Here is a 12,241-nt window from a genome sequence, read left to right as displayed (position 1 = left end):
GTCAGTTCTGAGTGAAATCATCACGTCAGTCGTTGAGAAGAAACCGTACCCGAACGTTTTTGATCTATAAACTGCACATGCTTCTTCAGGCATGGTAAGTCAAGATACCTCGGTGAACGCTTACAAAAAAAGATAGTGTCGATTGATGATGAGTTAAAATAAAAAATGAAAACAACATTTGGAATATTCCCCATGCAAGAGTAATTTTCCATCGATAGAATCGGACGATCCAAGCAGAAGCCATAGCAAAGGATCCGGTAATAAAATAAGCGAGAACAAAAATCGCTGAGATAATTTCGTTACTGTATCCATTATTCATTAATAAAATATAGGAGAAAAATAAAAAAACAATTCCCTTACATAATAGTAAGTGGTTTTTATTTTTTATGCTGCATAGAGCAATGCTTAAGGTCATTAAGCTTTCAAATAATAGAATAAGACCAAAGGTATTTTTAGGGAATAATAGCTGTTGATTCAATCCATCAAAAAAGATAAAGGCACCAGTCATCACCCACAGAATTCCGAAAAGCCATAGGTAAAGTGAGTGTTTTTTAACAAAGTCGGAACCTAAAAGTAGTAAAGCAATCTGTAACATGTTGAGCCTATTCTTATTCTTTAACTACAGAGATGAAATGAAGATAAAAATATCTTATGAATGGAGTCTACCTAAAACCTGAACCAATGACTGTCTGCATATGTCACCTTCTGTCTTGGTTATTTTGATTAATATGAGGATTGGGTCATTTTCCGTCTTTTTGATGGTTTTTTATTGGGGGGATTATTTTTAAGCCATTGTATAATAAGGATTATTTTTCCATACAATCCCATACATTAGTTACCGAGTATGAAGCAATAAAACGCTGTATAATTGCGCTCTATGTCTATTTACTCTGGTGAGTGATTTATCCCACCACTGACGAAGTGTGAGTAATCAATACTATGTTGACTAATATCCAAAGCGATCTACCCGAATGGGCAGCAAAAATTTATCCAGAGAGCAAAGGCTGGGATCGTATTCGTAAGAACTGGCGTTTTCGTTTGTGGGCGTTGCTGCATCCCCAAGCTGTGCGGCGGATGTTATCACTGGTTGAGCAGCCTATTCTCGCTAAGGTGCTGAATGACAATCCACAGCTATTAGAAAGACCACTTAAACCCTACCTCTGTGTTGATTTATCGCTAATGCAAAGAGTGGAGTTCCTTGAGCAGCATTTTTTATTTGTCGCTGAGCGTTTTGGTGAGCGTTGTACGGAGATCATGTCTGATCAAGGTGTGAGCTTATTATCTATCGAAGATAAAAATGGCGAAGCCTATGATATCCGTTTAAACCGAGGAGCCAGTCGTGAGGGATCGATTGGTTTAAGCTTAGTGAATCAAGCGGGGACTACGATTTATTCGATTAGCTTTCATTTTTCTGATCACGGTAAAACGGTGTATATTGGAGCTTTGCAAGGTCCAAGTGAAAAGATTGAAAATCGTCAGCAAATCATTAAAGATTTAACGCGTACAGTACACGGCTTACGGACGAAAGCATTAATGGTTGAGTTAGCCTTATTAGTATCTCGTCAGTTGGGTGTTGAGCGCTGTTATGCGATTTCTAATCGCGGCCATATTTACCAAGCGCTGCGTTATATTGGTTCTAAGCGTAATAAAGTCAGTTTTGATTATGATGAGCTATGGACAGAATATGAGGCAGAGAAAATCAGTCGTTATAGGTATCGCGTTGCGATGATGCCAGCACGTAAAGAGATCGAGACCTTAAACCGTAATAAACGTCGCCTGTATACCAAACGTTATCAATGGTTAGATGAGTTAGAGTTAGCTATTGGTGAGCGACTTAAGCAATTGAGCTGTTAATTATTCAAATTGTACAACAATATCCTTTCATAATGTCACGTCTATAGTAGATAAAGGGCTGCTCAGCCCTTTATTTAATCTATCCCCTTCCTATTTGAAGCTGCAGCGGTATTGGCTACGTTCGTTCATCCAATCACATAGCCTATCTATGTGCATGGGGACTCACTCACTTTTCGCCTGCCTGCAACTCCAAGTTGTTTGGGTATATGGTTTAATGAAAGGTCTCAATATAGAGATTTTCCACCTTACTTCTTGCCCATTCTGTACGACGTAAAAACTTCAAGGAAGATTTGATTGACGGATCGCTTTTAAAACAGTTTAGGCTAATTCGTTGCGCTAATCCTTGCCAGCCATAATGTTCTACCAATTGAGTCAGAATTTTTTCTAAGGTTAGGCCGTGTAAAGGATTATGCGGCTGCGCATGCGGATCGTTTGTGTGCATAAAAATAGCATAAATGATGATTGAGCTGCCAAGTATAGCGTGCTTAGTAATAAATGTGCAGTAGGGCAGATCTTTGCATCATCAAGATGCCAATTTGTTGGTTATTTGTTAGCTTATGGTTTCTTTTTGTGGTTACTTTCTACTTATGGCGTTTAGCATAGATTATATCGAACCATCATTGCTGACCGGCCAAATCAACTCATGAGTCAAGGAATCGATGAGCAGAGTGAACATTAAATGGCTGAATGAGCTTTAATATGCGATCAACGAATACCTTATTAGTATTGATGGTTGGTATGAGTTCGACGCTGATTGGCATCGGCTTATCTCGCTTTGCATTTACCCCTTTAATACCGATGTTATCGAGCGAGGGGTGGTTTTCGGTCGTTGAGACCAGTTACCTCGGTAGCTTGAATTTACTGGGCTATTTGATTGGAGCCTTGAGTGCTCATCGTTTAGCGCAGCAGGTCGGAGATCGCTTATTATTGACCGTTGCTGCTTTGGTGGTCAGTGTTAGTTATTTTGTCTGTTTTTTGCCTATCCACTATCTGTGGGTTGCTGGTTGGCGTGTTCTTGCTGGTGTTGCTGGTGGACATTTAATGGTCATTGGCCCAGCATTCGCTTTGCTGCATAGCCATAAAAATTATCGCAATGCGGTTATGACTATGATCTTCATGGGCATAGGTTTAGGTGTAGTACTTTCTTCTGCGATTATCCCGCTCCTACTTCGTTTTAGTCTTTCGATAACCTGGTTAGCTATCGGTAGTCTCTCTTTGTGTATTAGTGCTGTGATGATATTCGGCTTACGGCAACTGCCTGCTATATCTCACCCATCTTTATCCTCGGAACCTTCATCGTCTTTTGCCACTGGCGCTGTTTGGTTAGTGATTGCGGCTTATGCGCTTGATGCCGCCGGTTTTATTCCGCACACCATTTTTTGGGTTGATTATTTGGTTCGTGAGCGGAACTTCACGCAACCACAAGCGTTATGGTTGTGGTTTGCGTTTGGCGGTGGCTGTCTTAGCGGGCCATTGATTGCCAAATGGTTGGTATCGCAATTATCTTGGCACAGAGCGCTCTGGGTTGCTTACGCACTCAAAGCGTTCGCCATTTTTTTGCCAGTGCTGACCGCGATGCCAGTGTTACTGTTTTGTTCAGCTTTCATCGTCGGAGCATTGACACCAGGTATTGTCGCGTTAACCGCAGGCCGAATTGCTGAGTTAGTTGGCACGACACGACATCAATATTATTGGGGTAGGGCAACGGCTGGTTTTGCTTTATTACAAGCATTATCGGGTTGGGGCATGTCCTTTTATTATCAGAAAGTAGGTGAGTACGCCCCGCTATTTATCACGGCGGCACTATTAATGTTATTCGGTTTGCTTTGTATCTGGGCAAGCCCATTTTTTCGATCAAAATCGGTGAAACAGTCATGTTAACGCTTTATTTAAATGCCACTTCCCCTTATGCGCGGTTAGTGCGCATTTGTGCACTAGAAAAACAAATTCCGTTAAATTTAGCCATGGTCGATCCGTGGGCTTCACCGGATACACTTTTGCAGGTTAACCCAGCGGCAAAAGTTCCCGTGTTAATCACGGACGCAGGTGTTGCCTTGAGTGAAACCTTACTTATCCTGCAATACTTGGATATTCACTCTCCTTGTGCGCCGAGAATGGATGATGATGAGCAAGTGATGCAATGGTTAGGTCTAGGTCAAGCATTAATGGATAGCGCTTTTCAGACGGTGATCGCCAATAAATATGGTGAGCCCGATGGAGGTGAATTGGCTTTGCGTCGTCAGCATGCCATACAGAGAATGTTGACTCAGCTTGAAAGTCAATGCTTACCGTTTGCTAACAAACCATTCACCACTGCCCATTGTTCGATTGCAGTAGGATTAGCTTATCTCGATTTTCGTTTGAGTAAGCTGAATTGGCAACGCTCTTATCCACAGTTAGCAAGCTGGTACGCACAAATCACACAGCGCCCCAGTTTTCAACAAACTCAATTTTCCTAGTGAGCCCACGGATTTCTGCTCGCTATCTTGAGTCATGCTCAGTACGATAACGGTTTGTTCAATATCAATGTGAAGTAGACATGACTCGTACCCGTATTCTTATTTCTGAATCAACCAATCCTTGGTTTAACTTAGCGGTTGAAGATACGATTTTCCGCTCGATGCCCGCCGATCAGCGTATCCTGTTTTTGTGGCGCAATGCCGATACTGTCGTTATTGGACGAGCGCAAAATCCATGGCGAGAGTGCCGAACTGAGCGCATGGAACACGATGGAGTGAAACTGGCGCGCCGACAGACGGGTGGTGGCGCGGTTTTTCATGATTTGGGCAATACTAATTTTACTTTTATGGCGGGCAAACCTGAGTACGATAAACAGGTGTCGACGCAGATTGTATTAGCGGGATTACAACAACTGGGTATTCACGGCGTGGCCAATGGACGTAATGATTTGGTGCTGCAAGATGAAGACGGGGTGCGCAAATTCTCTGGCTCAGCTTATCGAGAAACGCTTGATCGCGGCTTTCATCACGGCACTTTACTCTTGAGTGCGGACATGAGCCGCTTAGCGGATTACCTTAACCCTGATCCCAAAAAACTGCAGGCGAAAGGGATTACTTCGGTTAAGTCTCGTGTGATTAACCTTAATAGCGTTAAAGCGGATATTGACCACCAGCAAGTATGCGATGCGATCATCCACGCTTATTTACAGCATTACCAACAAGATGCCCAAGTTGAGTACATTTCTCCTGAACAGTTTACTGATTTGCCTGGTTTTGAAGACAAGTTTTCGAAACAAAGCAGTTGGGATTGGAACTTTGGCCAAACCCCACCTTTTACTCATCATTTGGATGAGCGTTTTACATGGGGAGGAGTAGAAATCTTTCTCGATGTTGAGCAAGGAGTGATTCAGCAAGCGACGATTTTCAGTGATATGCTCGATCCTTACCCGATGGAGCGATTAGCACAAAAAATGACTCATATACCCTATGATCGCTGTGCTATTGCTTTGTGCATTGAGCAATTAGCACAGCCACACTCAGAGTATGCAAAGGAGCTGAAAGCGTTGTCAGCATGGATAATGACTGCTTGTTGAGTATTGACTGAGTGAACCATACCCTCTTGTGACAAAATCAAATTGAGCCAGCCATGTTTACTGGGTAGCTTGTAGATAATACCCCATGCCGCGTTTGGTTTTGAGCAGCGGGGCGGTGAAAGGGTCGTCAATTTTTTTGCGTAATCGGCGCATGTAAACATCGACCACATTGGTTAATGGATCTTGATGCATTCCCCAAACGTTAGCCAGAATTCGCTCGCGACTAAAAATATGCCCAGGTTTATTCATCAATAATTCCAAAATTGACAACTCTTTGGCGGTCAACTCAATGGGTTGATTGTCTCGTGTGACCTGCATTGTTGGCAAACAGAGTACTAAATCTGCGACTTGTAGTGTGGGTAATGGACTGGATTCAGAGTGACGTCGCTGTAGCGCATCTAAACGAGCCAGTAACTCTTCAAAATGGAATGGCTTAGCAAGATAATCGTCTGCGCCGGTACGCAAGCCTTTGACTCGTTCATCGACATCGCCTAGGGCAGAGAGCATTAAGATGCGGACATCAATGCCTGCCGAGCGAATTTGTTGGCAGATGGTCAGTCCATCACAATGAGGTAGCATGCGATCTAAAATCAGCAGATCAGGTTCATAGCTGATGACCGTTTCTACTGCGTATTGGCCATCATTCAGGTGTTGGATCTGATGACCTTCTGCTTTTAAGCCTCGTTCGATAAAACTTGCGATTCTAGGATCATCTTCAATTAATAAAATGCGCATCCTAAACCTCTTCCAGTGGAAAGCTAAGGGTCACTTGGCTACCTTGATTAAGCTGGCTAGCGATCTTGATCTCGCCATTTAATTGTTTAGCCATGCTCTGAGCTAAGGTTAAGCCTATACCGAGTCCGTCAGGACGATATTGTTTGCCATTGTTAGCGCGAAAATAGCGTTCAAAAATACGCTCAAGGTCATCGCTAGCGATACCAATACCTTGATCGCTGAGCTGAAACAATACTTGGTTGGGTTCGAGCATTAACGTTAGTGTAAGTGGCTGTTTTTTCGGGTCATAACGTAATGCGTTATCAACAATAATACGGATAATCATTAATAGTTTATCTAAGTCGGTATAGCAAATCAGCGTTTGCCAATTGGCTTGTGCTGGATGAGTCGACTCAACGATAACTTGTTGCGAATTGGCGAGTAAGTTCGCTTGCCGCCCAACCGCTTGCCAAATCGCCTCAAGTGTCATCGCGGTGAGAGTCGGCTGAAATAATTGTTCATCTTGGCGGATCAGCATTAATAGATCATCAATTCGGTAAGATAAATGCATCGCTGACTCGTTAATACGTTGTAAAGTTTGCCGATACTCGTCGTCACTATTGTGACGACTGCGTAGGGTGATTTGCGCTTCGCCTAAAATCGCTGTCGCAGGGGTACGTAGCTCGTGGCTGACGTTGGCAAAAAACTCTTTTTGCTGATGTTTGGCTTTTTCTAGGGTTTGCAGTGCTTGAGCGAGTTCTTGGGTGCGTGCGGTCACTTCTTTTTCAATCAGCTGGCGCGAAGCCATTTCCTGTTGCTGAGCTTGCTCTAGGCTTTGTGCCATATAGTTGAAGTGGCGAGCGAGGGTTTTTAGCTCATAAGGGCCACTGATGGCAATTCGGTGATCCAGTTGACCTTGCTCTAACGCGGTAGTGCTTTTGACCAATTCCGCCAATGGTTTTGATAAGGTTCTCAGTAGCCAACCACCGAGTAATCCACCTAAAATCACGCCAATCACGGCGAGACTGATGATCACGCTTCTCACGTTCGATAACGCGCTCATCGCTGCACTTTCATAACGAGCAGTACGCTGTTGTTGCACACTGATCGCTTGATTGAGTAACTGGCGAAGATCGGTGTTATCTACTTGATCAAAGGATTGGCTAAGTAGCAGCCAGCGTTCATCATCATCGGTGATTTTAGCGATTTCCCATGAGCGTAGCGCCTGTTTTAAACTGGCGAAGTTGGTTTCAAATAAAGAGATGACTTTAATTTGCTGAGTGATCTCCGCAAAGTCTTGCTGAGTTAAACTCTGTTGCTGAGCTTGTTCGGTGAGTTGATTGAGCTTTTCCAGTAAATCTTCAATTTTGGCAAAGCGTAGGTCGCGTTTTAAGGTACTGCCATCTTTTATCAATAGATATTCGGCAAGCCAGATCTTCAATTGTTGTTTTTCGGTACTCAGTTGCATGAAGTTTTGCAAAATTTGGCTAGAAATTTGTCCACGCTGAATATGCTCATTAGCGACCTGATTTGACCAATAAGCCGCTCCTGCCTGAGCCAAAATCAGCGACAGTAAAAGTGCCAATACAAACGATAATTGATAGCGAAACACAGCCATTTCCTCACAGCATAGCGTCAATAACTGCAGAGTAAGCGATTTATGCACTCACGGTAAACCATGTTCATCTTAGGTTAATATTCGCGCAGGGTTTAGGTTCATTGAAGCGCGTTACAGTAGTCACTCAAATTACCTAAACCAGTAAGGCAGAGACTATGCAACGCATCCATAAAACACTTTCTATTTCAGCACTATTATTATCCAGCGTGTTACCGTGGGCAGCTCAGGCTTCTTCGCCGGTTGTGAATAATAATATTACCCATCAAGAAGTGCTCAATGCTCAACAGGCATGGGGCGAGGCATTAATCAATATCAGCCAAACGTATGAAAAACAAGGCCATGCGGCGGCAAAAACGTTAGCCAGCCAAGTGTTGGATCAAGCTTATGGTTACCAACAAGGCGCGGTACTTTTCAAACCGACGCTCGCCAGTGGTCAGCAAACTTTTCGTACCGATGTGGCTGGAGCGTTAGCCTATTTTGTCGGTGGCAATAGTGATTATGCGCAAGACTCTGGCTTTGCTTTAAAAGGTTGGAAGGAATACCGTTTTGAAAATGCTGCGGTTTATATTAATGGTGATTTAGCCTTGACCATGGGCAATGTCATATTGGTTGATAAGCAAGGGCAAACCACGATGGTGGATAAAAGCTGGGCCTTTAAGAAAGATGAGCAAGGTCAACTTCGTATCGTCTTGCACCACTCTTCTTTACCTTATCAACCTTAAGGCTTAATACCATTAAGCTTCGATACAGAGCCGGTGGCGATGCGACCGGCTTTTTCTATCTGAGCGATTGAATACACTATTATTGGCGTTTACTATGACTATGACTATGACTATGACTATGACTATGACTATGATGTTTTTCCTTTAACTGCTGACGAAACCGAGCGAGATGAAATTGGGAGCGAGGTTGCTGACTGCATGTTCTATGACTATGTTGATGCTGTGAATCTAGGCGCTGTTGGTGATTATCATCGACAAAGAAAGAGGCCACGCTCGCGGTTAATAAACCAAAGAGGGTGATGCCCGTTAACATGAGAAACACCGCAACGCCGCGGCCAAAAGCGGTCACTGGATACATATCGCCATAGCCTACGGTGGTAATGGTGGTCATTGCCCACCAAAGCGCATCACTATAATCTTCAATTGGACTGTCGCTGCCTCTCTCCACCAAATAGACAAACGCTGAACTTAGCATCACGGTTAATAAGCTGGTTAAGCCAATAAAACTGAGGGTTTTTTGCCGTAAGACCGCTTTGGTTTGCCGCCAGGTTCTCGGTAAAATAAACAGAATACGTATAAAACGTAATGGTCTTAGGAATGGCATCGCAACAATCAAGACATCAGGCCAATTTTGCATTAAATAGCGGCCACGCTGTTGGCTGAGCAAAATTTTAATGGCTAATTCAGTGGCGAAAACGCCCCACACTAACCAAATCAATTGATTGATAAAGTGGCGTTCTTCTTGGTCTAGCTGAGCGACATCGGGTATTAAAGCCAATAGTACATAAATGAGCGATAAGATAAGCATTGGCACTTCGGTTTTGCTCTCGAAGGCGGCCAGTAATTTTGCGCGTTGTTTTAGGTTCATAATTCTAATGTCATTGTGCGTGGTTTGATAAAAGGTTGTCTGCGTTTAGATGCTATCGGTTAATTGAGTGATACGCGCGCAGAGTGCTTCGGCTAATTGGTGGCTAGCGAGGTTGCGCTCAATGATCGAGTGGGCGAGCTTTCCTTGTTGTATCACCCTGAGCCATTCATCGATCATCGCGCTAAATCCTTTGTTGGTCAGCATCGGTGTCCAATCTGGCGAAGCCAGTCGTTGCTGCTGATTATTCTGCCAGTGTATACCTTCAGAAAAAGAGTGAAATTGATAACTTTGATTAACGAACTGCGCACTAATAGATTCACTCGTAATGCCACATTGTCGATTCATTGAAGCATGCAACAAAGTGGCTCCATGTTGCCATTGAATATCGATTCGCGCTAACTGTTTGCCGGCCATTTGATGGGTGATGTAAGCGTCTTGCAAATCCGCTTTAGCGTAGAGATTGATGCTGTCTAATGGATGGATGAAGTCATCAAACAAGAAGGTACGAATATCACCAGGTAAAGCATGGCGATTTTTCTCCCAGCGTAAGCCGAGTAAGTCGTCTCCTAAGCCTTGCTGTACTCCGACCAAATGTTGATTTAATAGAGGAAGATGGCGACGATTAAACCCGACATAAAGCGGTTGTTGGTATTGTTCAGCCAATGCGTACAATTGTTCGCAATCAGCCGCGCTGTTTGCTAATGGTTTATCGACAAATGTGGCGATACCATGACGTAAGAAAAAAGCCGCAATCTCAGGATGAGCGGCCGTTGCCGCGTGGATCATCACGGCATCGACTTGGAATTTGAGCAGATCTTGATATTGGGTACAGGTTTTAGTAATCCGATATTGAGCGGCTAAATGCGCAAGAGTGTGCTGATTTCGAGTGCAAAAGACCAGTTCAACCTCGGGACGTTGGGTTATCACGGGTAAGTAAGCTTTTTGGGCGATATCCCCCAAGCCAATAATGCCTATTTTGATCATCGTTATCTAAACTGGTTCGCTTCACAATGAGATCAAGACTAACACTTGCTCTAAAAATCGGTAAGTGTATTGCCGAGAAATTGGGAAGACGATCTTTGTCATTCCTAAGATAAATCCGAGAACGAGTCATACAATAGGCCATAATGATTTAGAACGGGCTCTCTTTATTTAACTCATTGCAAACCTCAATAATCGCTAAAGAAAGTCCAGAGCGGATCACTTGTTGTTGGCGCTGTAGTTGTAAGTGATAGAAGTCGAGATCGATGTCGCCGTCAGGATCAACCATCGTCACGGGTAACAACCCTCTGTTTTGGACAAGATTTAATGCTTTTATGGCGTGAATCACTTTAGGATCGGTAAAGCTGTACTCCATGGCATCACTATTCAATTGATTACGCAGTTTGATGATAGCTTCGATATCATGATAAGTGTCATCGGTCACCACGCCTAGGCCATATAAGAGCTTTAAGCGAACAGAAAGGTTACCAAGTGGTCCAGTGTCGTCTAATAATGGCCCAACAACCGATTGCACCGCAAAATTATCTTTGCGAAAAATACGCTGCATCAGTGCATCAACCGCTTGGGTTAATATGTCAACGGTTGTGATAAAAAAGCCACGCACAGAGGGGGCGTTGTTCAGTTGTTCTAAAATATCGATTTCGTCAATTTTCTGTGCCATATACTATCTAATTTAAGGTTGAGATGGGAAGGCGGTGTCCTTCCCATCTTAGTGTCACGTTAAAGCTGATGATAAATTGCTTCAATTTTTTGTACTTCGACACTGTTTTCTTTTAAGCCTGAATAATGTGCCAGCGTTTTTGGGATCCCGCGTTCTTTGAGTGAAGCTTGCAATTCAATGGATTGCGGATCGTTACGGTTGGTATATTTTAGGGCGGCGGCAATCCCTTTCAGTAAGGTTGTATTATCTGTGCCGTACTCTATTGTACCGAGTAATGGCTTGATTAATCTATCATTCGGCCCTAATTTTCGTAGAGGTTGACGTCCAACGCGATCCACTTCATCGACTAAGTAAGGATTTGCAAAACGCGATAAGATTTTTTCGATGTACGCATGATGCATTGTGCGATCAAACCCATAACGCTGGATGAGCACTTCTCCACTCTCTTGCATCGCTTGTTTGACCTCGGCGCGTATCTCTGGGTCTTCAATGGCTTGACGAATGGTATGGTGTCCTTTCAAACAGCCCAAGTAAGCGGTAATACAGTGTCCGGTATTGAGGGTAAACAGTTTCCTTTCGATAAAAGCCATCAGATTTTGGGTGGTTTCCATGCCCTTGATACAAGGAATTTCGCCTTTAAACTGCTGCTCATCGACAATCCATTCACTGAAGCTTTCAACCGTGACGTCAAGTGGATCATCGTTGGCGGCTTCGGCGGGAGGGACAATTCGATCGACGGCTGAGTCAACAAATCCAATATATTGTTCAGCTTTGGCTTGGAGATCAGAGGATAAATACTTAAACACCTCGGTTTTTAAGTGGCTAGTGCCTCGTACCATATTTTCACAAGCGATAATATTAAGAGGTTGTTGATTACCGGCCGCAAAACGCGCTTCAATCCCTTTGGCGATGGTTTTTGCAATCATATCCAATACGGCGGGACCGACAGCCGTGGTGACTAAATCGGTGTTAACCATTCGTTCAATGAGCTCATGGCTCGCGGAGTTAACGGCGGTTACCTTAGTAACGGTATCAATCTGACAGTCATGACCGACAATCTTAACTTTATACTGTTGTTGATGACTAAGTTGATCCACTAAGGGTTCATTAACATCGGCGAATGTGACTTGAATGTGCGCATCGGCGAGTAGTTTTCCAATAAAACCACGGCCAATATTACCGGCACCAAAATGTACTGCATTTTTCATAATTCATTACCTACCAAATAGTGACTGACAAAGATTGGGGT

At 43.6% G+C, this 12,241-nt stretch carries 13 protein-coding genes; 5 read left to right on the top strand and 8 right to left on the bottom strand.

Translation table 11 applies throughout. From position 1 onward, the window contains the following. Positions 1–85: 85 nt before the first annotated feature. Positions 86–595, bottom strand: coding sequence for a hypothetical protein (locus FKN93_RS13815; RefSeq protein WP_212755180.1), 510 nt, complete (start codon positions 593–595; stop codon positions 86–88). Between the two features lie 344 nt (positions 596–939). Here FKN93_RS13815 and FKN93_RS13810 point away from each other — a divergent pair, with 344 nt between their 5' ends. Next, a complete protein-coding gene (locus FKN93_RS13810; protein ID WP_170905326.1) occupies positions 940–1,854 on the top strand; it encodes a VirK/YbjX family protein in 915 nt (304 codons plus the stop codon). Between the two features lie 211 nt (positions 1,855–2,065). Here FKN93_RS13810 and FKN93_RS13805 read toward each other — a convergent pair whose 3' ends face one another. Continuing rightward, positions 2,066–2,296, bottom strand: coding sequence for a VF530 family protein (locus tag FKN93_RS13805; protein ID WP_083797782.1), 231 nt, complete (start codon positions 2,294–2,296; stop codon positions 2,066–2,068). A gap of 257 nt (positions 2,297–2,553) precedes the next feature. Between FKN93_RS13805 and FKN93_RS13800 the strand changes: the two genes are divergently transcribed. From FKN93_RS13800 to FKN93_RS13790, 3 genes are all read left to right on the top strand, one after another. Then, complete coding sequence (locus FKN93_RS13800) at positions 2,554–3,735, top strand: YbfB/YjiJ family MFS transporter (RefSeq protein WP_158137165.1); 1,182 nt, start codon at positions 2,554–2,556, stop codon at positions 3,733–3,735. Continuing rightward, positions 3,729–4,313: a glutathione S-transferase family protein gene (locus FKN93_RS13795; protein ID WP_170905325.1), complete on the top strand. Its 585-nt coding sequence runs from the start codon at positions 3,729–3,731 to the stop codon at positions 4,311–4,313. The genes FKN93_RS13800 and FKN93_RS13795 overlap by 7 nt, the downstream gene beginning before the upstream one ends. Positions 4,314–4,393: 80 nt before the next feature. Further along, positions 4,394–5,407, top strand: a complete 1,014-nt coding sequence (locus FKN93_RS13790; protein WP_170905324.1) for a lipoate--protein ligase — start codon at positions 4,394–4,396, stop codon at positions 5,405–5,407. A gap of 57 nt (positions 5,408–5,464) precedes the next feature. On the opposite strand, the gene FKN93_RS13785 is transcribed toward FKN93_RS13790, so the two are convergent. Both FKN93_RS13785 and FKN93_RS13780 read right to left on the bottom strand, forming a co-directional pair. Further along, positions 5,465–6,142, bottom strand: a complete 678-nt coding sequence (locus FKN93_RS13785; protein WP_170905323.1) for a response regulator transcription factor — start codon at positions 6,140–6,142, stop codon at positions 5,465–5,467. A gap of 1 nt (position 6,143) precedes the next feature. Beyond that, positions 6,144–7,733, bottom strand: a complete 1,590-nt coding sequence (locus tag FKN93_RS13780) for a HAMP domain-containing sensor histidine kinase (protein WP_170905322.1) — start codon at positions 7,731–7,733, stop codon at positions 6,144–6,146. Between the two features lie 161 nt (positions 7,734–7,894). Between FKN93_RS13780 and FKN93_RS13775 the strand changes: the two genes are divergently transcribed. After that, positions 7,895–8,461, top strand: coding sequence for a phosphoribosyl-AMP cyclohydrolase (locus FKN93_RS13775; RefSeq protein WP_040905221.1), 567 nt, complete (start codon positions 7,895–7,897; stop codon positions 8,459–8,461). A 79-nt stretch (positions 8,462–8,540) separates the two neighbouring features. On the opposite strand, the gene FKN93_RS13770 is transcribed toward FKN93_RS13775, so the two are convergent. The 4 genes from FKN93_RS13770 to FKN93_RS13755 form a co-directional block, all read right to left on the bottom strand. Then, on the bottom strand, positions 8,541–9,329 hold the full coding sequence (locus FKN93_RS13770) for a potassium channel family protein (protein WP_170905321.1): 789 nt from the start codon (positions 9,327–9,329) through the stop codon (positions 8,541–8,543). A 45-nt stretch (positions 9,330–9,374) separates the two neighbouring features. Continuing rightward, positions 9,375–10,310, bottom strand: a complete 936-nt coding sequence (locus FKN93_RS13765; RefSeq protein WP_170905329.1) for a Gfo/Idh/MocA family oxidoreductase — start codon at positions 10,308–10,310, stop codon at positions 9,375–9,377. A gap of 151 nt (positions 10,311–10,461) precedes the next feature. Beyond that, on the bottom strand, positions 10,462–10,992 hold the full coding sequence (locus FKN93_RS13760) for an MltR family transcriptional regulator (protein ID WP_004396869.1): 531 nt from the start codon (positions 10,990–10,992) through the stop codon (positions 10,462–10,464). A gap of 59 nt (positions 10,993–11,051) precedes the next feature. Continuing rightward, a complete protein-coding gene (locus FKN93_RS13755; protein ID WP_158145233.1) occupies positions 11,052–12,200 on the bottom strand; it encodes a mannitol-1-phosphate 5-dehydrogenase in 1,149 nt (382 codons plus the stop codon). Between the last annotated feature and the right edge of the window lie 41 nt (positions 12,201–12,241).

The organism is Vibrio sp. A8-1 (assembly GCF_013048685.1).
Taxonomy (GTDB): Bacteria; Pseudomonadota; Gammaproteobacteria; order Enterobacterales; family Vibrionaceae; genus Vibrio; species Vibrio metschnikovii.
Note: the sequence above shows the minus strand (reverse complement) of the source record. Positions and strands in the feature narration are given on the sequence as shown.

Bases quoted from the DNA above. Each gene is read 5' to 3' on its own strand.
- FKN93_RS13770 (WP_170905321.1), bottom strand. From the start codon at position 9,329: ATGAACCTAAAACAACGCGCAAAATTACTGGCCGCCTTCGAGAGCAAA.
- FKN93_RS13760 (WP_004396869.1), bottom strand. From the start codon at position 10,992: ATGGCACAGAAAATTGACGAAATCGATATTTTAGAACAACTGAACAAC.
- FKN93_RS13795 (WP_170905325.1), top strand. From the start codon at position 3,729: ATGTTAACGCTTTATTTAAATGCCACTTCCCCTTATGCGCGGTTAGTG.
- FKN93_RS13805 (WP_083797782.1), bottom strand. From the start codon at position 2,296: ATGCACACAAACGATCCGCATGCGCAGCCGCATAATCCTTTACACGGC.
- FKN93_RS13810 (WP_170905326.1), top strand. From the start codon at position 940: ATGTTGACTAATATCCAAAGCGATCTACCCGAATGGGCAGCAAAAATT.
- FKN93_RS13800 (WP_158137165.1), top strand. From the start codon at position 2,554: ATGCGATCAACGAATACCTTATTAGTATTGATGGTTGGTATGAGTTCG.
- FKN93_RS13815 (WP_212755180.1), bottom strand. From the start codon at position 595: ATGTTACAGATTGCTTTACTACTTTTAGGTTCCGACTTTGTTAAAAAA.
- FKN93_RS13785 (WP_170905323.1), bottom strand. From the start codon at position 6,142: ATGCGCATTTTATTAATTGAAGATGATCCTAGAATCGCAAGTTTTATC.
- FKN93_RS13775 (WP_040905221.1), top strand. From the start codon at position 7,895: ATGCAACGCATCCATAAAACACTTTCTATTTCAGCACTATTATTATCC.
- FKN93_RS13755 (WP_158145233.1), bottom strand. From the start codon at position 12,200: ATGAAAAATGCAGTACATTTTGGTGCCGGTAATATTGGCCGTGGTTTT.
- FKN93_RS13790 (WP_170905324.1), top strand. From the start codon at position 4,394: ATGACTCGTACCCGTATTCTTATTTCTGAATCAACCAATCCTTGGTTT.